Genomic DNA, 17732 nt, shown 5'->3' on the forward strand with positions numbered 1-17732 from the left:
ATCAGACAGAATATGGATTGTCCGGCCATGTGGGGACGCCGGGCGGAAGGTCGGTGCTCACCTTCATCGGGAAGTCGGCCGGACGCTTCTCCAGGAACGCCGTCACCCCCTCCACCGTGTCGGCCGCGCCCCCGAGTTCGGCCATGAGCCTGGAGTCGGCGGCGTGCGCCTCCCACGGCGAGGCGGCCGACAGGCCCGACCACATCAGCCTGCGCACGGCGGCGACGGAGACGGCCGAGGTGTTGTCGGCGATCTCGCGGCCCAGCGCGTACGCGGCGGGCAGCAGCTCCTCGTCCGGCAGCACCCGCGAGACCAGGCGGCCCTCCAGCGCCTCGGCGGCGGGGAAGACCCGGCCGGTCACCGCCCACTCCATGGCCCGGGAGATGCCGACCACCCGGGGCAGGAACCAGCTCGACGCCGCCTCCGTGACGATGCCGCGCCGGGCGAACACGAACCCGAACCTGGCGCTCTCGGCGGCCAGCCGGACGTCCATGGGCAGCGTCATCGTGACGCCCACGCCCACCGCCGGGCCGTTGATCGCGGCGATGACGGGCTTGAGCGAGGCGGCGATCCGCAGCGCGACCGTGCCGCCGCCATCGCGCGGCGCGCCCTCGATCAGCTCGGCCGGCTCGGCCTCCGCCCGGTGGCCGAACGTGCCCCCGCCGCCGCCCAGGTCGGCCCCAGCGCAGAAGGCCCGCCCGGCTCCCGTGACGACCACCGCGCGCACGTCGTCGTCGGCGTCGGCGAGGTCGAACGCGCTGATCAGCTCGGCGCGCATGGTCAAGGTGAAGGCGTTGAGCCGCTCGGGGCGAGACAGTGTGATGGTGGCGACGCGATCGGCCACGTGGTACGCGATCTCGGAGAAGGCCATGACCCGAATCTTATTCGGTTACCGATGTTCACCCTCCGATAAAGACATATTTCGCATCCAATGCGTAGGCTGCCCGCGCTGTCCGTGCCTGCGGGTTACGGTGGAGTTCGGGGAACGGGGATGCCGTGCAGGGTAAGAAACCGGTGAGCGCGGGAGCGGTCCTCGGCTGGCTGGCGCTCTCGGCGCTGGCGCCCGGGGCCGCCCATCTGCGTGCCGGCCGGCGCACGGCCGGCCTGATCCTGCTGTCGTGCTACTTCGCCGGCCTGCTGGCGCTGCTGGCACTCACGCTGACGACCGACAACCTGCTGGGCTCGCTGACCCAGGACTCGTGGCTGACCGCGATCGTCGTCGGAGCCGCGGCGCTGGGCGTCGCCTGGTTCGCGGTGATCGTGCACTCCTTCGTGGTGCTGCGTCCCGGGCGGCTGCCGCAGAACGGCCAGATCCTGGCCGGCACCCTCGCGGGGCTGCTCGCCGTCGCCGTGGTGGTGCCGTTCGGGCTGGTCGCGCAGTACGTGTGGACGTCCCAGCAGACCCTCGGCGACATCTTCACCGGCCCCGAGCCGGCCGAACCCGCCGTCCCGGCCGGGCAGGAGCCGCCGCGGGACCCATGGGCAGGGCGCGACCGGGTCAACATCCTGCTCCTCGGCGGCGACGCCGACGACAACCGCACCGGCGTGCGCACCGACAGCATGAACGTGGCCAGCATCGACGTGAAGTCCGGCAACACCGTGCTGGTCAGCCTGCCGCGCAACCTGGAGAACGTGCGCTTCCGCCCCGGCACGCCCATGGCCCAGCGATTCCCCGACGGCTTCCGCCTGCCGCCCGACCCCGGCGGCGGCCGCAGCGACCTGCTCAACAGCGTCTGGGAGTACGCCGACGCCCACCCGGAGATCTTCGGCGGCCGCCGGCAGCAGGGCCCGCAGGTGCTCATGGACACCATCGGCTACACCCTCGACCTGAAGATCGACTGGTACGCCCTGGTCAACATGTGGGGCTTCGCCCGGCTCATCGACGCCATCGGCGGCATCACGCTCACCGTCGAGCAGGACGTGGTGTTCGGCAAGTACAACGAGGGCCTGGTCAAGGCCGGCACCAGGAAGCTCAAGGGCGCCGACGCGATGTGGTACGCCCGCTCCCGCACCTTCAGCGACGACTACACCAGGATGCGGCGGCAGCGCTGCGTGCTCGGCGCGCTGCTGGACCAGGCCGACCCGGCGACCGTGCTGGCCCGGTTCAACCGGATCGCGCTGGCCGCCAAGGAGCTGATCAGGACCGACATCCCGCGCTCGATGCTGACGAACCTGGTACCGCTGGCGCTCAAGGTCAAGAACGCGAAGGTGACGAGCCTGCAGTTCGTGCCGCCGCTGATCCGCACCGGTTACCCCGACTGGGACAAGATCCGCCGGCTGACCGCCAAGGCCGTGCGCGACTCGGCCGCGACCACGTCCGCCGTCGCCGCCTCGGCGACCCCGTCGGCGAGCCCGTCCGCCACGGACGGACCCGCACCCGGGAAGTCCGGCAAGCCCTCCGCGCCGCCGACCAAGGGGCTCACCGAGGGATGTGGCGCGGGTTGAGCCGGACGCCCTGACGACCCCGGTCACGGATGGCATGCTGGGGGACCCGGCAAACCTGGAGGAGATTCGCGATGTCCCACCCCCTCGGCAGCTCGCCCGCCGTCCGGCGCACCCCTCTCGACGCCGAGGAGAGAGTGCGGGCCGAGGCCGGGTTCGTCCCCCTCGTGGCCCAGCAGCTGGCCGAGAACGGCCGGTTCAGGGTGAGCGCCGACAGCGCCGAGCTGGTGGAGGTGTTCCAGGGGGTCGCCCGCAAGGTGGGCGAGCTGCTCGGCCGGCCGGTGGTCAGCTACTCCAACGGCCGGTACATGGTGATCACCTTCGCCCAGGACTCACCGGTGGGCTGAGGCCGGACTGCGGTCCAGCAGGACGCGCAGGACCTGGTGGGGGTGCGTCCACAGCAGCGCGCCGCCGGCGCCGGGCACGACGTGCCGCACGGCTCCCGGGATGCGGGCGGTCAGGCCCTCCCCCAGGTCGGGCGAGTGGGTGGCGTCGTGCTCGCCGTACCAGACGTCGACCGGCGCCGTGATCGACGACAGGTCGACGCCCCAGCGGCCCATCGCCAGGACGGTGTCGCGGGCGTAACCGCCCGGCCCCTGCGCGAACGCCTCCGCCAGCGCCTCGCGGTATCCGGCGGCGAACTCGGGCCGCTGGTAGACGGCCAGGTCGCAGGCCGGGCTGCCGCCCATCACCAGGTCCCACATCGCCTGCGGGGTGAAGCCCGCGAAGATCCGCTCGGCCGCCTCGGGGTCGTGCGTGGACAGCTCCGTCAGCTGCCGCAGCTCGGCGGGCAGCACGCCGGCGAAGCGGGCGTCGGCCACCTCGTCGGCGGCCGAGACCAGGGCCAGCGCGCCGGTCACGCCGGCGGCGGCGCAGGCGAGCGCGAACGGCGCGCCCTGCGAGTTGCCCACCATGGCCGGACGCCCGAGGCCGCGCAGCCCGGCGAAGACCTCGACGTCGGCGGCGAACCCGGCGAACGTGCGGCCCGGCGCGGGGGTGGAGGCGCCCAGGCCGGGCCGGTCCAGGGAGATCAGGCGCACGCCGAGGTCGTCGGGCGCCGCCGCGCCCATGCCGAGCCGGCGGCTGGTGGCGGCCCCTGGGGAGAGCAGGACCGGCCTCCCGTCCGGCGGCCCCCACTCGGCCCAGCCCAGGAGGCGGCCATCGGGCAGCCGTTCGGCGCCCGTGCGGGCAGGAGGTGCGACCAAGGTGTTCATGCGCCCATCATCCCGTGCGCACCTCGGGGTGCTTCCACCGGTTTTCCGTGGCACGCCGGGCCGCCCGGCAGGTGAATCCGCAGGTCATCCTGCACACTGGGCTTGTGCTCATCGATCTCGTTCCGCCCTTCGAAGGGCGTCACTGTGAGACGACCACCGCCGGCACGCTGCTGCGGCACGCGGGCGTGGAGCTGTCGGAGGCGATGCTGTTCGGGCTGGGCGAAGGGCTGAGCTTCATCTACTGGGACAGCGGCTCGCTGGACGTCCCGCTGATCGGCGGACGGGTCAAGCCGCACGCGCTGACCGAGAAGCTGGCCGCCGCGCTCGGGTTCACGCTGGACACGCAGGAGACCTCCTCCCCCATCACGGCCTGGTCGAACGTCCGCCGGCACCTCGACGAGGGCACCCCCGTCGGGATCCGGCTCGACTGCTATCACCTCGACTACATCAGGACGCCCTACCACTTCGGCGGCCACTACGTGGCGATGGTCGGCTACGACGAGGGCCACGCCCACCTCGTGGACACCGCCCAGCAGGGCACCCGCAACCGGGTCCCGCTCGACTCGCTCGAACGGGCCCGCGCGGCGACCGGGCCGATGACGGCGCACAACCTGTCGTACACGCTGGGGCCGTGCGCCGAGCCCGACCTGCCGCAGTCCGTCAGGACGGCCGTCCGGTCCACCGCCGCCGCCTTCCTCAACCCGGCGATGAGGAACATCGGCTACCGGGGCATCGAGCAGGCCGCCGCGCTCATCCCCACCTGGCTGGAGCGCGGGCCGACCGCGCAGCTCACGCGTACGGCCAACCTCATGGAGCGGGGCGGCACGGGCGGCGCGTTCTTCCGCAACCTCTACACCGAGTTCCTGGCCGAGGCCCAGATGATCGCGCCCGGCAAGGCCCTGGAGACGGCCTGCCAGGCGTACATGGCGCTGGCGCCCAAGTGGAGCGAGGTGGCCGACCTGCTGGCCCAGGCCGGGGAGACCGGCCGGCAACAGCCGCTCGACCAGGCGGGGACGCTGCTGTACGACCTGGCCGTGCGCGAGCGGCTGGCCATGGAGACGCTGTACGAGGCGGCGTAGCGGGAGCGGGGACCGGCGGGGTCAGCGGGGGGCAGCGGGGGTCAGCGGGGACGGCGGAAGGTGGCGCGCCAGCGGTGGCGTCCGCCGTCGCGCAGGTCCTCGATCCGCTCAGCCGTCAGCCCGCCGGTCGCGAACGCCGCGATCTCCGACGCCGTCAGCGGCCACGGCGGGGCGCCGACCGGCCCGCCGTCCTCGCGGCCGGACGCGATCACCAGCAGCGTGCCCCCGGGGCGGACGAACCCGGCGACGCTCTCGGTGGCGCGGGCGTGCAGCTCCTCCGGGAGGGCCTGCACGGTCATGATCTCCACCACCAGGTCGAAGGCGTGCCGCCAGGCGGCGGGCGGGTCGAGCAGGTCGGCGGTGACGTAGTCGACCGGGCTGTCCGGGAACCGCTCGCGGGCCAGGCGCACGGCCGACGCGCTCACGTCGAAGGCGACCGTCGCGTGACCGAGGGCCGCCACGTGCTCGGCGTCGTCGCCCAGGCCCGCGCCCACCACGAGCGCCCGCCCGCCGCCGGGGCCGCGTCCGGCGGTCCACTCCACGAGCAGGAAGTGCGGGGTGCGCGAGTCCCAGGGCACGATCGCGTCGCCGGTCGCCGACTCGGCGTAGAGGTGCTCGAACCAGCCGGTCGGGTCGTCGGCGGCCAGCGATCGGGCGGCCAGCCGCCTGGCGTCGGCGTCGGGGTCGCGCTCGGTCATCGGCTCTCCGGGTCGGTCATGCGGGTCATGCGGGCCGGTCATGCGTGGAAGGACTCCTTGGCCAGGCGGCCGAGGCGGGTCTCGTCGATGGTGTGGCCCAGGCCGGGCTGGGTGAGCGGGACGGCGATGACGCCCGCGTTCGCGCCCACCAGCGGCGTGACGATCTGGTTCTGCTTCGGCGGCTGGGTGACGTCGCACGGCAGCGTGCAGCCGGGCAGGCTGGCGACCGCCACCGTGGCCGCCCTGGCCAGGCCGGCTCCCCGGCCGCCCGCGCACTGGATGTCCCAGCCGGCGGCGGCGGCCCGGTCGTGCGCCCGCCGGGCCTCCGACAACGACGGGAAGGCGGTGGGGCGCAGCAGGAGCACCCTGGCGGCGCGCAGGGTCAGGTAGTCGTCCAGCTCGGCGGTCGAGCGCACCTCGACGGCGACCGAGGCGGCCACGTCGTCCTGGAGCGCGGCGTGCGCGTGCACGTCGCTGAGCGGGAAGGGCCGCTCGATGACCTCCAGGCCGTAGGAGTCGAGGGCGACGAGCTGGCCGAGGTCGGTGTAGGCGTTGCCGCCGTCGACGGCCAGGGTCAGGGCGGGGTAGGCGCGCCGGACCGCGCGTACGGGCTCGACGTCCCAGCCGGGCCTGATGTCGAGGGTGACGTGCCCGTAACCGGCGCAGACCTGCTGGTTGACGCGGGCGACCAGGCTCTCGACGGACGGGTCGGGCGCCAGGCGCACGGTGGCCATCACCGAGGTGCGGGTGCCGCCGATCGCGTGCGCGAGCGGCACGCCGCGCATCCTGGTCCACAGGTCCCAGCACGCCATGTCGACGGCCGGATCGCCGCTCGGCACGGCGTCGGGGTGCTCCCAGTCGACGCCGATCAGCAGCGCGGCCAGCGACTCCTCCAGCCGCGACCAGGCCTTGGGCTCCGGCGAGACGGCCTCGCCCCAGCCGGTCATGCCGCCGTGGTCGGTGAGCTTGACGAGCAGGCTCTCCGACCTCGCGCCGTACGGCAGGACCAGCCGGAAGACCTCCAGCTCCCGCACTCGCGGCATGAACCCCCCTTAAGCCATGACGAGAGAGTCGTCGCGCCTGGTGAAGGCCGTCCACGCCGATGCGTTTGGCAGCGTTCTCAGCACTATGACGTTCTCATCACTATGACGCGGTCCCTTCCATAGTGCCTGCCTTGGCGGACTGCACAAAACGGGGGGCCAGCACGACGGCCAGGACGGCGAGCACGACGGTGAATCCGAGCCCCACGGCGTAGTTCTCGCCCGTGGCGGTGAACAGGGCGCCGCTGACGGCGACGGCCACGACGGTGAACACCGACTCGCCGACGCCCACGGCCGCGCTGTTCTGCCCTTCCTCGCCCTCCTTGGACATCTCCAGCACCAGCACGGACACCGTGGGGTGCAGCGCGCCGATGCCGAGGCCGGAGATGGCCATGGCGACATAGGCGACCGCGATGGGCAGGGAATCGACGAGCACGAGCGAGACCAGCGCGATGCCGACGGCGATCATCGCGGCGCCGCCGCGGATGGCGACCATGTGGCTGATCGTGCCGCGGCCCTTGATCCAGGAGCCGGTGGACCAGCCGAGCGCCCCCACCGTGAGGACGACGCCCGCGCCGGTGGCGGTCAGGCCGCGCTCGTTCATCAGCATGAGCGGGATGAGCACCTCGGCGGCCATGAGCGAGCCGTAGGCCAGGCCGCGCAGCACGGGGGCGGTCGGCAGGCCGCGGGCGGCGCGCAGCGAGCCGGGCAGCAGCAGCTTGGGCAGGGCCACGGCCAGCAGGACGACGCCGGCCACGAGCAGCGGCAGGCCGGCCAGCTTCAGGGCGCTGCCGTACTGGATGAGGGCGGCGGCGACGGCGGTCAGCGTGGCCCAGACGAGCTTGCGGCCGAGGCCCGGGGCGGGTTCGGCGGAGCCGCGTTCGGCCGAGCGGCCCGCGGTGCCGCGCCACAGCAGCAGAGCCGCGGGGATGACCAGCGCGGAGACGCCGAGGAAGATCCAACGCCAGCTCACGTTCTCCACGACGAACCCGGCGATGGCCGGGCCGATCATGGAGGGCACCACCCAGGCGGCCGAGAACAACGCGAACACCTTGGGATGCATGGCCCCCGGGAAGACCCGGGCGACCAGCACGTACAGGGAGACCTGGATCAGCCCGGCGCCGAGCCCCTGGACGAACCGCCCGGCGACCAGCACTTCCATCGTGGGCGCGAACCCGGCGACCAGCAGCCCGGCCACGAAGGCGACCACGCCGACGGCGATCGGCTGCACCGGCCCCCGCACGTCGCTCCACCTGCCGCCGAGCACGGTCGCGATCACGCTGGCCGCGAGGGTGGCGCTGAAGGCCAGGTTGTACAGGGACATGCCGCCAAGGTCGCGGGCCACGATCGGCATCGCGGTCGCCACCGCCATCGCCTCGAAGGCCACCAGCATGACGAGCGCGACCAGGCCGACGCTGAGCGCCCGGTACTGCGCGGACAACACCCCGGCCGGGGCCGGGGCGACGTCCTCGATCGGATCAACAGTCGTAGTCATGACGGTAAAGCTACGAGGAAGCCGGGACCGGCACATCGGGCGCGGGGCCTAGGCAATTGGGCCTAAGGCATGCGCGACTCGATGCCGTCGAGCAGCAGTTCCAGGCCGTAGCGGAAACGTTCCTCGCCGCCGGCGTCGATCAGGTCGTCGATGTGCTCGACCAGGTACGGGAAACGGTCGCGCGGCAGTCCCCGGTAGTAGTCGGCGATCTGGCCGGCGAAGGAGGCGAAGTACTCCTCCTGCGAGGCCACGCCCGCGGCGCGCATCCGGCTGATGTGCACCGAGCCCTCGTAGGCGTCGCCGATGAGGTAGAGGGACAGGCGGTCGAGGCACAGGGCGGCCTCGCGCGGCGGCATGCCGGCCTCCAGCAGCAGCCCGTAGACGAACTCGCCGGTGCGCAGGGAGTTGCCGCCCGAGGGGATGTTCGCCAGGGCCGCCCTGGCGACGTCGGCGTGCTTGTTCAGCACCCGGTAGACCTCCAGCGCGTACGACCTGAGCTGGTCCTTCCACTGGCCTGGGTCGCGCTCGGGCAGGCGGATCTCGCCGAGCACCCGGTCGTAGACCAGTTCGAGCAGCTCCTCCTTGTTGGCCACGTGCGCGTACAGCGAGGCGGGGCCGGTGTCGAGCTCCTGGGCGACGCGTCTCATGCTGAGCGCGTCGAGCCCTTCGGCGTCGAGGACGCGCAGCCCGGTCTCGACGATGAGGTCCTGGCTGAGCTGCCGCCTGATCTGCGGTTGCTTGCGGGACTTGCGCCACGGCGGCACCGGCACGGCTTCTTCCTTGCTCCCCATGGCGAACACTGTACTTGACACGAACGGTGTTCGCCACTAAAACGGTGTTCGTAAACGAACAGTGTTCGTACCTAAGAACGGCGTTCTGAAGGAGTTCCTGTGACAGTGACCAATGCGGGGCAGGCCACGGAGGCCGTCGCGCCCTACCGGTGGCGCTGGGCCGCCCTTTTCGTGATCCTGGCCGCCGAGGTGATGGACCTGCTCGACGCGCTGATCACCACGATCGCCGCCCCCACCATCCGCGCCGACCTGGGCGGCAGCGACAGCCTCGTGCAGTGGCTCGGCGCCGGTTACACACTGGCCATGGCCGTCGGCCTGGTCACCGGCGGGCGGCTCGGCGACCTGTTCGGCCGCAAGCGCATGTTCCTCATCGGCGCCTTCGGCTTCACCGCCGCCTCGCTGCTGTGCGGCGTGGCGGGCAGCCCCGAGATGCTCATCGCCAGCCGCGTGCTGCAGGGCCTGTTCGGCGCCGTGATGTTGCCGCAGGGGCTGGGGCTGATCAAGGAGATGTTCCCGCCGCAGGAGATGGGCAAGGCGTTCGGCATGTTCGGGCCCGTCATGACGATCTCGTCGGTCGGCGGCCCCGTGCTGGCCGGCTGGCTGGTCGACGCCGACTTCTTCGGCACCGGCTGGCGCATGATCTTCCTGATCAACCTGCCGATCGGCCTGGCCGCCGCCGTCGCCGGCATCCGCTTCCTGCCCGAGTACCGCCTCTCGAACGCCACCAGGCTCGACCTGGTCGGCGTCGGCCTGGTCTCCGTGGCCGGGTTCCTGCTGATCTACCCGCTGATCCAGGGCCGGGAGCTCGACTGGCCCGCCTGGACGTTCGTCTCGATGGCCGCCTCGCTGGTCGTCTTCGCCCTGTTCGGCCGGTACGAGTCGCGCCGCGCCGCGTCCGGCAAGGACCCGCTGGTCACGCCCAGCCTGTTCCGCAAGCGGGCCTTCTCCGGCGGCCTGGTGGCCGGTCTGGCGTTCTTCTCCGGCATGATCGGCCTCAGCCTGGTCTTCAGCATCTACATGCAGGCCGGCCTGCACTTCAGCCCGCTCAAGGCGGGCCTGGCCAGCCTTCCCCAGGCGGTCGGCGGCGTGCTCGGCTTCGGCCTGGCCATGTCCGGGCTCCAGGAGAAGCTGGGCCGCGGGCTGCTGCAGATCGGCGTGGTCGTCATGGCCGCCGGCGCGGCCGTGCTCGGGGTGACCATCCAGCTGGCCGGCACCGACGTCGGCGTCTGGCAGCTCGCCCCCGGGCTGGCGCTGGTCGGCATCGGCATGGGCCTGACCATGGCGCCGTTCTTCGACATCGTGCTGGCCGGCGTCGAGCCGCACGAGTCGGGGTCGGCCTCGGGCACGATGACCGCCGTCCAGCAGCTCGGCGGCGCGCTCGGCACCGCCGTGCTCGGCACGCTCTTCTTCAACCTGCTCAAGCAGGAGTGGAGCTTCGGCTCGGCGATGCAGGTGACCGTCTGGGTCGAGGTCGGGCTGCTGGCCGTGACCTTCGCCCTGTCGTTCCTCATGCCGCGCAAGGCCCGCCCCGAACAGGCCGGCCACTGAGCGCCGGCCCGGCCGCGGCTCCCCTGCGGGGGTGGAGCCGCGGCCGTCCGCGCCCCCGGGTCAGCTGCTGACGCGGCATCCGGAGCCGCCGTCTTCCGCGCGCCCCGGTCAGGGGCTGACGCGGCGTCCGGAGCCGCCGTCTTCCGCGTGCCCTGCTCAGGTGCCGACGTGGCGTTCGGCCCAGCGCGCGATGTCGCGGCGTTCGATGGCGGCGGCCATCAGGTCGGGGAAGGCGTCGGGGGTGCAGGCGAACGCGGGCACGCCCATCGCGGCCAGCGCGGCGGCGTTGTCGTGGTCGTAGAAGGGCGCGCCCTCGTCGGAGAGCGCGAGCAGCACGATCACCTGCACTCCGGCCTGGGTCATCGCCGCCACCCGGCGCAGCATCTCCTCGCGCACGCCGCCCTCGTACAGGTCGCTGACCAGGACGAAGACGGAGTCGGCCGGGCGGGTGACGAGGCCCTGGCAGTAGGCGATCGCCCGGTTGATGTCGGTGCCGCCGCCGAGCTGGGTGCCGAACAGCAGCTCGACCGGATCGTGCAACTGCTCGGTCAGGTCGACCACCGCCGTGTCGAACACCACCAGCGACGTCTTCAGCGACCGCATCGAGGCCAGGACCGCCCCGAACACGCTCGAATACACCACCGAGGCCGCCATCGAACCGCTCTGGTCGATGCAGAGCACCACCTCGCGCTGCACCGACCGCTGCCGGCGGGCGTAGCCGACGAGCCGCGACGGGACCACCGTGTTCCGGTCGGGCAGGTAGTTCTTGAGGTTCGCCCGGATCGTCCGGTCCCAGTCGATGTCGGCCACCCGCCTGGGCCGGTGGGTGCGCGCCGAACGGTCGAGCGCGCCCGTCACCGCCGCCCGGGTGCGGTCGGCCAGCCGGCGTTCGAGCTCTTCGACGACCTTGCGCACCACCGCTCTGGCCGACTCGCGAGCCTGCGCGGGCATCACCCGGTTGAGCGCCAGCAGCGTGCCGACCAGGTGCACGTCGGGCTCCACGGCCTCCAGCATCTCCGGTTCGAGCAGCAGCCGGGTGAGGTTCAGCCGCTCGATCGCGTCCTTCTGCATGATCTGGACGACCGTGGACGGGAAGTACGTGCGGATGTCGCCCAGCCAGCGGGCCACCCGCGGCGCGGACGCCCCGAGGCCGCCCTCGCGCCGGCTCTGCCCCTCGCGGCCGTCGTGGTCGTAGACGGCGGCCAGGGCCGCGTCCATCTGCGCGTCGGCACCCTGCAGGGCGCAGCCGGTGCCGTCGGCGTCGCCGCCCCCGAGCACCAGTCGCCACCTGCGCATGCGCTCATCCACGGTCTCTCCCGATGATCGCCAGCACGGTCGCCACGGCTCCCGCCGCGCGCCGCTCGTCGATGTCCGGCTCGTTCCCGTCGCCGGCGCCGCCGGTGCCGCCTGCGCGGCCCGCCGCGCTCACCCGCTCGCCGACGGCCCGCCGCTCCGGCACGGCGAAGCCGCCGAACGTGCGGCGCAGCAGCGGCAGCACGTCGGTGAACTGGTCGGCGGGCAGCGCGGTCAGCCAGGCGTCGACCAGGCCCAGCAGGCGCGGGTCGTGCACCAGGAGCAGGCCGCCGCCGGACAGGAACCCCTCGACCCAGGCCGCCGCCCTGACCGGGGTCTGCCCCCGGGACATGGCCCTGGACATGCGGTCGCCCGCGTCGGCGAGCTCGCCGCAGTCGAGCAGGACGCGGGTGAGCCGGCCCTCGATGAGCCCGTGCAGGTCCTGCCGGTCGGCGATGCCCCGCAAGGTGCCCAGCCACCGGGCCCGCGGCGAACCGCCGGCCCCGTCGTCCGCCTCCCCCGCGCCGCCGCCGTCCGTCTCCACCGCGGGACCCTCGCCGTCCGCCTCCGCCGCCTCAGCGCCGCCGTCCGCCCCGGCCGCGTCGGCCGCCATGGGCGGCGGCGGGGCGGTGGGGGGTTCGGTGAGCAGGGCGACGGCGGCGTGCACGGCGTCGACGTGTTTGAGCAGCTCGGCCGCCGCGTCGTCGTCGAGCGCGGTGACCGCGACCGGCAGCCCGACGCAGATCCGGTCGAGCATCGAGCGCACGATCACCGCCAGCCCCTCGGCCGAGGTGCCGCGCACGTCGCCGTACCGGTGGGCGCGGACCATCGCGGGCAGCGCCGCCATCAGCTGGGTGACGTCGGTGTCCAGCGCCGCCTTGGCCGACAGCGCGGCCAGCACGCCGGGCAGCGCCTGCGGCAGGTCGGCCAGCAGGCACTGCTCCACCAGCGCGGTCAGGTCGGCGAGCGCCGCCGACGCGGCCCCGGCCAGGTCGCGGGCGCGCCGCGCGGCCGCGGCGGCGACGGTGGTGCCGAGGGCTGCGTGCTCGATGAGCGCGAGGTCGTGCTCGGGCCGCCACTGCAACGTCCAGGACTCGCGGAACGTGCCCTTGCCGCGCGCCTGCCCCGGCGTGCCCCAGCCCACCTCCAGCAGCCGCAGCCGGTGCAGCAGGTGGCTGCGCTCCAGGTCGAGCGGCTTGCGCAGGTCGAGGTCGAGCTCCCGGTCGAGGGCCTCGGGCCGCAGCTTCAGCCGCCGCCGCTGCTCGCGCAGGTCGCGCTGGAGCGGGACCATCGGGGTGCCGTCGGTGACGTGGCCGAGCCGGTCGCCGACGACCATCCGCCGCTGGATCAGCTCGACGGCCAGGTCGTCGCCCTCGCACAGCACCGCCCTGGCCGCCTCGGTCACCTCGCCCAGCCCGGCCAGCGGCCTGCCGCGCAGCCCGGCCAGGGTGTCGGCCAGGCGGACGGACTCGATGACGTGCGCGGAGGAGACCGGCAGCCCCTCCTCGCGCAGCACGGCGGCGGCCTCGGTGAGCCAGCGCTCGACCGGCCGGTCGGGGGCGGTGAACAGGTGGTGGTACCAGCCCGGCGAGGTGATGCCCGCGCCGTAGCCGCTCCAGGAGGCCAGCCGCCCGTACGTCCAGGGCACCCACGTCAGCTCGGCCTTCACCTTCGGCATGCCGCGCAGCAGCGCGTTGTCGGCGGCGGCCGGGGGCAGCGGCCCGGCGAGCGCGGGCACGTGCCAGGCGCCGCAGACCACCGCGATCGTGCCGAACCCCTCCTTGATCGCGGCCCGCAGCGCCTTGCGCATGTACGCCTCGCGCCTGGCCTCCCGGCCGGCCGGCACGTGGCCCTCGCGCACGGCGGCCATGGCCTCGGCGATCACCTCGAAGGGGGTGTCGCCGCGGTGCTCGACGACGTCCTCCCACCAGCGTTCCGGGTCGTCGTGCCCGGCCGCGGCGGCCAGCGCGCCGATCGGGTCGGCCCGCAGTCCGTCGCCGGACTCGTCGTGCTCCTCGTGCTCCTCGTCGTCGGCCAGGGAGTGGGCGGCGGGCAGGTCGCAGAAGCGCACCGGGACGCCGGCCGCGACGCCGTACAGGATCGCCTGCCATTCGGGCGAGAACTGCGCGAACGGCCAGAACGCGGCCCTGGCCGGCGCGCCGGGCACGTGCGCGAGCAGCGCGACCGGCGGCTCCAGGTCGGGGGCGAGCGCCACGATCGCGTCGGCCTCCGGCGGCCCCTCGACGAGGATCGCGTCGGGGCGCAGGCGTTCGAGCTCGCGCCGCAGCGCGCGGGCCGAGCCGGGGCCGTGGTGGCGCACGCCCAGCACGGAGACGGCGCTCATGACACCTCGCGGCAGGCGCGGTAGAAGTCGCGCCAGTCGGGACGCTCGCGCACCACGGTCTCCAGGTACTCGCGCCACACCACCCGGTCGGAGACCGGCTCCTGCACCACCGCGCCGACGATCCCGGCCGCGACGTCGGAGGGCCGCAGCACGCCGTCGCCGAAGTGGGCGGCCAGCGCGATGCCGCTGGTGAGCACCGAGATCGCCTCGGCCGTGGACAGGGTGCCGCTCGGCGACTTGACCTTGGTGCGGCCGTCCTCGGTGACGCCGGCGCGCAGCTCGCGGAAGACGGTCACCACGCGCCTGATCTCGGCCAGGCCGGTGGAGGTCTCCGGCAGCTCCAGCGAGCGGCCGAGCTGGGTGACGCGGCGGGCGACGATGTGCACCTCCTCCTCGGCGCTGGCGGGCACGGGCAGCACGACGGTGTTGAACCGGCGGCGCAGGGCGCTGGACAGCTCGTTGACGCCCCGGTCGCGGTCGTTGGCGGTGGCGATGACGTTGAAGCCGCGCTCGGCCTGGACCTCGCGGTTGAGCTCGGGGATCGGCAGCGTCTTCTCCGACAGGACGGTGATCAGCGCGTCCTGGACGTCGGACGGCATGCGGGTCAGCTCCTCGACGCGGGCGACCCGCCCCTCGGCCATGGCCCGCATGACCGGCGAGGGGGTCAGCGCCTCGAACGAGGGGCCCTCGGCCAGCAGCCTGGCGTAGTTCCAGCCGTACCGGACGGCCTCCTCGGCGGTGCCCGCGGTGCCCTGGACGAGCAGCGTCGAGTCGCCGCTGACGGCGGCGGCCAGATGCTCCGACAACCACGTCTTGGCCGTGCCGGGCACGCCGAGCAGCAGCAGCGCGCGGTCGGTCGCGAGCGTGGCCACGGCGACCTCGACGATGCGGCGGGCGCCGACGTATTTGGGGGTGACGCGGTCGTCGTCGCCCAGGATGTAGCGGGTCACCGCCCACGGCGACAACTTCCAGCCGGGGGGCCGGGGGCGGTCGTCGTCCTTGGCCAGGTAGGCCAGTTCCTCGGCGTACTGGTCTTCGGCGTGGGGACGCAGGACGGTCATGCGAGCTCCTTGTACATGTCGGCACGGAAACGCAGGAGGGCGGCGACCTGCTGGATCGGCGCCACCGGCGAGTAGCTCTCGGCCAGCGGGAACAGCGCGGGGTCGATGTGCTCGCCCGCCAGCTTGACCAGCTCGCCGAGGTTCCACGGCTGGACGGCCGCCACCTTGACGATCTTGTGCAGGACGGCCGTGGCCAGGCCCTCCCGCCAATGGGACGAGACGCCGCCGAGCACCATGATCAACTGGCTGTCGAGGTCGTGCTTCTGGACGAAGCCCGCGGCGAGCTCCTGCTGCTCGGCGGGCGGGAGCGCTTCGAGCAGGTCGGCGATCGGGTCCCAGCCGAACATCGCGCGCGCCCACTCCGGGTCCTTCTGCAGCACCGCGGCCCGGACCCAGGCGGCCTTCACCTCGGCGTCCCAGTCGGGGATGCGCATCCTCAGCAGCGCGGACGGCGGCCGGCCCCAGAAGCCCAGCGGGGCGCGGGCCAGGATCTGCTGCAGCCACCAGGCCCGCTCGCCGATGCCGCGCGGCGGCTTGGGACGCACGCCGTCGCGCTCCATCGCCCGGTCGCACTCCAGGGGCGCCTCGACGGCGATGGCCGAGCCGGAGATCGACACGCAGGCGCGGGCCCGCTCGGCCATACGCCTGGACAGGCGGGAGCCGGGCAGCCGGGTCAGCAGGTTGGCGGCGGCCTGGCGGACCTCCCGGCGGCGGTCGTCGAGCGCGGCCTCCAGGAACGGCTCGTCGCCCATGGCGAGCCCGTCGGCCAGCAGCTCGACGAACTCGGCCCGGTCGTCGGGCGTCTCCCGCTCCCAGGTGCTCTCCAGCAGCTCCCTGGCCGCGGCGGGGTCGGCGGCGCGCAGGGCGCGCAGGTGGGCGCGGCGGTCGGCGGGGCCGCCGAGCTCCCAGGTCTCGCCGGTGGGCTCCTCCAGCAGGTAGCCCCACGCCGGGTTGAGGCCGGCCAGCCAGCGGCCGCGCTGCCCGGCCAGCACGCCCAGGTGGGCGCGGATCGAGCGGTCGCGCCGGCCCCGTTCGAGCAGGTCGGGCAGCACGTCGCAGGGCACCCTGCGGCCGGTCGCGGCCGCCGCGGCCAGCCATTCGGGCAGCAGGCGGTCGTAGTCGCCCCCCATGATCCGGACCAGCCGCTCGGCCGCGCGCCTGCCCACGGCGGGCAGCTCCTCCGCCGGGGCGGGGGACGGCGGCGCGGCCTCGACCGGGCCGCGGCCCGCGCGCCGCCGGGCCGTCTCGACGGCGGCGGCCGCCAGCAGGTCTCCCCGGTACGGCCTGCGGTCGGTGCCCACCAGGGCCGTCGAGGCCAGGTCGTCCCAGGTCACAGGAGCACCGCCGTTCCGTCGTCGTCGTAGGTGGTGAGCGGGCGCAGGCCCTGCGGCGTCCATTCGGCGGCCAGCGTGACGGGGCGGCCGCCCGAGACGGCGATCAGCCGCCAGGGGTCGCGGGCCCGGGGATGCAGCGGCAACCCGCCGACCGCCGTGCGGCCGGGGACGACGCCGGCCAGCACGAGCGGCCACGACTCGGTCCAGGGATCGTCGGCCAGCACCCGCGCCACCTCCTCCAGCGCCTCCCCGGCCGGCACCCCGGCCGGCACCCCGGCCGGCACCCCGGCCGGCACCCCGGCCGGCACCCCGGCCGGCACCCCGGCCGGCAGGGCGCCCTCGCCGGGAAGGGGGCCGGCGTCGTGGCGGGCGGCGACGAGGGCGCGGAGGGGCGCGGCGCCGGGGTAGAAGGCGAGGTCGGCGTCGATCGTGGTGCCCGTGACCAGCGAGGCGTCGAGGGCCTGGCCGGGCGGGGCGAAGGAGAGGACCAGCGCCGCCCGGCCGGTGGCGCGGCCCTTGAGCCAGACGCGGCGGGCGGTCAGCCGGTCGTGCTCGTCGTCGCGGCGGCCGAGCACGTGCCAGTGGTCGCGCACCGCCGGCCCGGCCAGCACCTCTTCCCGGGTGACCGGGAAACCGGTGCGGATGCGGACGGTCTCGGCCAGGGGCGCGGGCAGCTCGGCGCGGCGGCGGTGGGCGACGGCGAGCAGGTTGATCAGCGCGTACTCCTCCAGGAGCCGGCCGGGCCAGTCGTCCTCCGCGCGCACCTGGGGCAGCCGGGACACCAGGCCGGCGACGCCGGGGGCCTGGGCGTCGATGAGGCGCTTGGCCAGGCCGTCCCAGTCGTGCTCGGCGGAGGACGCGAGGCCCTGGCGGATCTGGTCGGCCAGCCAGCGCTCCAGCTCCGCCAGCCCGGCCCCCACCCGCGCCTGCCGCACCGACTCCGCCTTCCCCGCCCCGGCGCCGGCGCCGGTCGCGGCCCCAGCTCCAGCTCCGGTCGCGGCGGCATCGTCGCGCGTGGTCTCGGCGCGGGCCGCGGACCTGGCGGCGCGCTCGGCGCGGCCGTCGAGCCACTCGGTGACCCACTGCGGCGCGGCCTCCTCGGCGGGCACGCCGTCGGCCGACCACAGCAGCAGCAGGCCCAGCGCGTGTTTGCAGGGGAACTTGCGGCTGGGGCAGCTGCACCGGTAGGCGGGCTCGGTCAGGTCGACGCACGCCAGGTAGGGCTTGGACCCGCTGCCCGCGCACTCGCCGTACAGGACGCTGCCCGTCGTGCCGCGCGAGGACCACTTGCCCGCCGCGGCCACCCCCTGAGCCGCCTTCCTGGACGACGCGTCGGGGGCGAGGGCGAGCACCTGATCAAGGCTCCACCGTTCGATCACCTGCCGCAGACTAG

At 74.1% G+C, this 17732-nt stretch carries 15 protein-coding genes; 4 read left to right on the plus strand and 11 right to left on the minus strand.

Going from position 1 to position 17732, the window contains the following annotated elements; translation table 11 throughout:
- Position 1: 1 nt before the first annotated feature.
- Positions 2–871 carry an enoyl-CoA hydratase-related protein gene (locus ACIBQ6_RS31820; protein ID WP_358285072.1) on the minus strand — a complete coding sequence of 290 codons (870 nt, stop codon included), beginning with the start codon at positions 869–871 and terminating at the stop codon, positions 2–4.
- Positions 872–1014: 143 nt separating this feature from the next.
- Between ACIBQ6_RS31820 and ACIBQ6_RS31825 the strand changes: the two genes are divergently transcribed.
- Both ACIBQ6_RS31825 and ACIBQ6_RS31830 read left to right on the plus strand, forming a co-directional pair.
- Positions 1015–2445, plus strand: a complete 1431-nt coding sequence (locus ACIBQ6_RS31825; protein ID WP_397216367.1) for an LCP family protein — start codon at positions 1015–1017, stop codon at positions 2443–2445.
- Between the two features lie 71 nt (positions 2446–2516).
- Positions 2517–2789: a hypothetical protein gene (locus tag ACIBQ6_RS31830; protein ID WP_358285066.1), complete on the plus strand. Its 273-nt coding sequence runs from the start codon at positions 2517–2519 to the stop codon at positions 2787–2789.
- On the opposite strand, the gene ACIBQ6_RS31835 is transcribed toward ACIBQ6_RS31830, so the two are convergent.
- Positions 2775–3656, minus strand: a complete 882-nt coding sequence (locus ACIBQ6_RS31835; protein WP_397216369.1) for an alpha/beta fold hydrolase — start codon at positions 3654–3656, stop codon at positions 2775–2777. The two genes, ACIBQ6_RS31830 and ACIBQ6_RS31835, sit on opposite strands and share 15 nt — an antisense overlap.
- 104 nt (positions 3657–3760) lie before the next feature.
- On the opposite strand from ACIBQ6_RS31835, the gene ACIBQ6_RS31840 reads away from it, so the two are divergent.
- Entirely contained in the window at positions 3761–4735 is a 975-nt protein-coding gene (locus tag ACIBQ6_RS31840) for a BtrH N-terminal domain-containing protein (RefSeq protein ID WP_397216371.1), read from the plus strand.
- A 41-nt stretch (positions 4736–4776) separates the two neighbouring features.
- On the opposite strand, the gene ACIBQ6_RS31845 is transcribed toward ACIBQ6_RS31840, so the two are convergent.
- The 4 genes from ACIBQ6_RS31845 to ACIBQ6_RS31860 form a co-directional block, all read right to left on the minus strand.
- A complete protein-coding gene (locus ACIBQ6_RS31845; protein WP_358285060.1) occupies positions 4777–5433 on the minus strand; it encodes a class I SAM-dependent methyltransferase in 657 nt (218 codons plus the stop codon).
- A gap of 38 nt (positions 5434–5471) precedes the next feature.
- Entirely contained in the window at positions 5472–6476 is a 1005-nt protein-coding gene (locus tag ACIBQ6_RS31850) for an enolase C-terminal domain-like protein (RefSeq protein ID WP_397216373.1), read from the minus strand.
- A 100-nt stretch (positions 6477–6576) separates the two neighbouring features.
- On the minus strand, positions 6577–7968 hold the full coding sequence (locus ACIBQ6_RS31855) for an MFS transporter (protein WP_397216375.1): 1392 nt from the start codon (positions 7966–7968) through the stop codon (positions 6577–6579).
- 62 nt (positions 7969–8030) lie between these two features.
- Positions 8031–8759, minus strand: a complete 729-nt coding sequence (locus ACIBQ6_RS31860) for a TetR/AcrR family transcriptional regulator C-terminal domain-containing protein (protein WP_358285057.1) — start codon at positions 8757–8759, stop codon at positions 8031–8033.
- Positions 8760–8858: 99 nt separating this feature from the next.
- Between ACIBQ6_RS31860 and ACIBQ6_RS31865 the strand changes: the two genes are divergently transcribed.
- Complete coding sequence (locus ACIBQ6_RS31865; protein WP_397163771.1) at positions 8859–10307, plus strand: DHA2 family efflux MFS transporter permease subunit; 1449 nt, start codon at positions 8859–8861, stop codon at positions 10305–10307.
- Between the two features lie 156 nt (positions 10308–10463).
- On the opposite strand, the gene ACIBQ6_RS31870 is transcribed toward ACIBQ6_RS31865, so the two are convergent.
- From ACIBQ6_RS31870 to ACIBQ6_RS31890, 5 genes are read right to left on the minus strand one after another with little or no spacing between them, the layout of a single operon-like run.
- Positions 10464–11603, minus strand: coding sequence for a VWA domain-containing protein (locus ACIBQ6_RS31870; RefSeq protein WP_397216377.1), 1140 nt, complete (start codon positions 11601–11603; stop codon positions 10464–10466).
- 4 nt (positions 11604–11607) lie between these two features.
- Complete coding sequence (locus ACIBQ6_RS31875) at positions 11608–13944, minus strand: DUF5682 family protein (RefSeq protein WP_397216379.1); 2337 nt, start codon at positions 13942–13944, stop codon at positions 11608–11610.
- Positions 13941–15005: an AAA family ATPase gene (locus ACIBQ6_RS31880; RefSeq protein ID WP_352323438.1), complete on the minus strand. Its 1065-nt coding sequence runs from the start codon at positions 15003–15005 to the stop codon at positions 13941–13943. The genes ACIBQ6_RS31875 and ACIBQ6_RS31880 overlap by 4 nt, the downstream gene beginning before the upstream one ends.
- Positions 15002–16339, minus strand: a complete 1338-nt coding sequence (locus ACIBQ6_RS31885; protein ID WP_397216381.1) for a DUF5691 domain-containing protein — start codon at positions 16337–16339, stop codon at positions 15002–15004. Before ACIBQ6_RS31885 ends, ACIBQ6_RS31880 begins: the two co-directional genes overlap by 4 nt.
- Complete coding sequence (locus tag ACIBQ6_RS31890) at positions 16336–17718, minus strand: SWIM zinc finger family protein (RefSeq protein WP_397216383.1); 1383 nt, start codon at positions 17716–17718, stop codon at positions 16336–16338. The genes ACIBQ6_RS31885 and ACIBQ6_RS31890 overlap by 4 nt, the downstream gene beginning before the upstream one ends.
- Between the last annotated feature and the right edge of the window lie 14 nt (positions 17719–17732).

It is taken from the genome of Nonomuraea sp. NPDC049655 (assembly GCF_044465465.1).
Lineage (GTDB): Bacteria > Actinomycetota > Actinomycetes > Streptosporangiales > Streptosporangiaceae > Nonomuraea.

What these genes read in the sequence shown, in the direction of transcription:
- ACIBQ6_RS31820 (WP_358285072.1), bottom strand. Translation starts at nt 871, where the DNA reads ATGGCCTTCTCCGAGATCGCGTACCACGTGGCCGATCGCGTCGCCACC.
- ACIBQ6_RS31830 (WP_358285066.1), top strand. Translation starts at nt 2,517, where the DNA reads ATGTCCCACCCCCTCGGCAGCTCGCCCGCCGTCCGGCGCACCCCTCTC.
- ACIBQ6_RS31835 (WP_397216369.1), bottom strand. Translation starts at nt 3,656, where the DNA reads ATGAACACCTTGGTCGCACCTCCTGCCCGCACGGGCGCCGAACGGCTG.
- ACIBQ6_RS31845 (WP_358285060.1), bottom strand. Translation starts at nt 5,433, where the DNA reads ATGACCGAGCGCGACCCCGACGCCGACGCCAGGCGGCTGGCCGCCCGA.
- ACIBQ6_RS31850 (WP_397216373.1), bottom strand. Translation starts at nt 6,476, where the DNA reads ATGCCGCGAGTGCGGGAGCTGGAGGTCTTCCGGCTGGTCCTGCCGTAC.
- ACIBQ6_RS31855 (WP_397216375.1), bottom strand. Translation starts at nt 7,968, where the DNA reads ATGACTACGACTGTTGATCCGATCGAGGACGTCGCCCCGGCCCCGGCC.
- ACIBQ6_RS31860 (WP_358285057.1), bottom strand. Translation starts at nt 8,759, where the DNA reads ATGGGGAGCAAGGAAGAAGCCGTGCCGGTGCCGCCGTGGCGCAAGTCC.
- ACIBQ6_RS31870 (WP_397216377.1), bottom strand. Translation starts at nt 11,603, where the DNA reads ATGCGCAGGTGGCGACTGGTGCTCGGGGGCGGCGACGCCGACGGCACC.
- ACIBQ6_RS31875 (WP_397216379.1), bottom strand. Translation starts at nt 13,944, where the DNA reads ATGAGCGCCGTCTCCGTGCTGGGCGTGCGCCACCACGGCCCCGGCTCG.
- ACIBQ6_RS31880 (WP_352323438.1), bottom strand. Translation starts at nt 15,005, where the DNA reads ATGACCGTCCTGCGTCCCCACGCCGAAGACCAGTACGCCGAGGAACTG.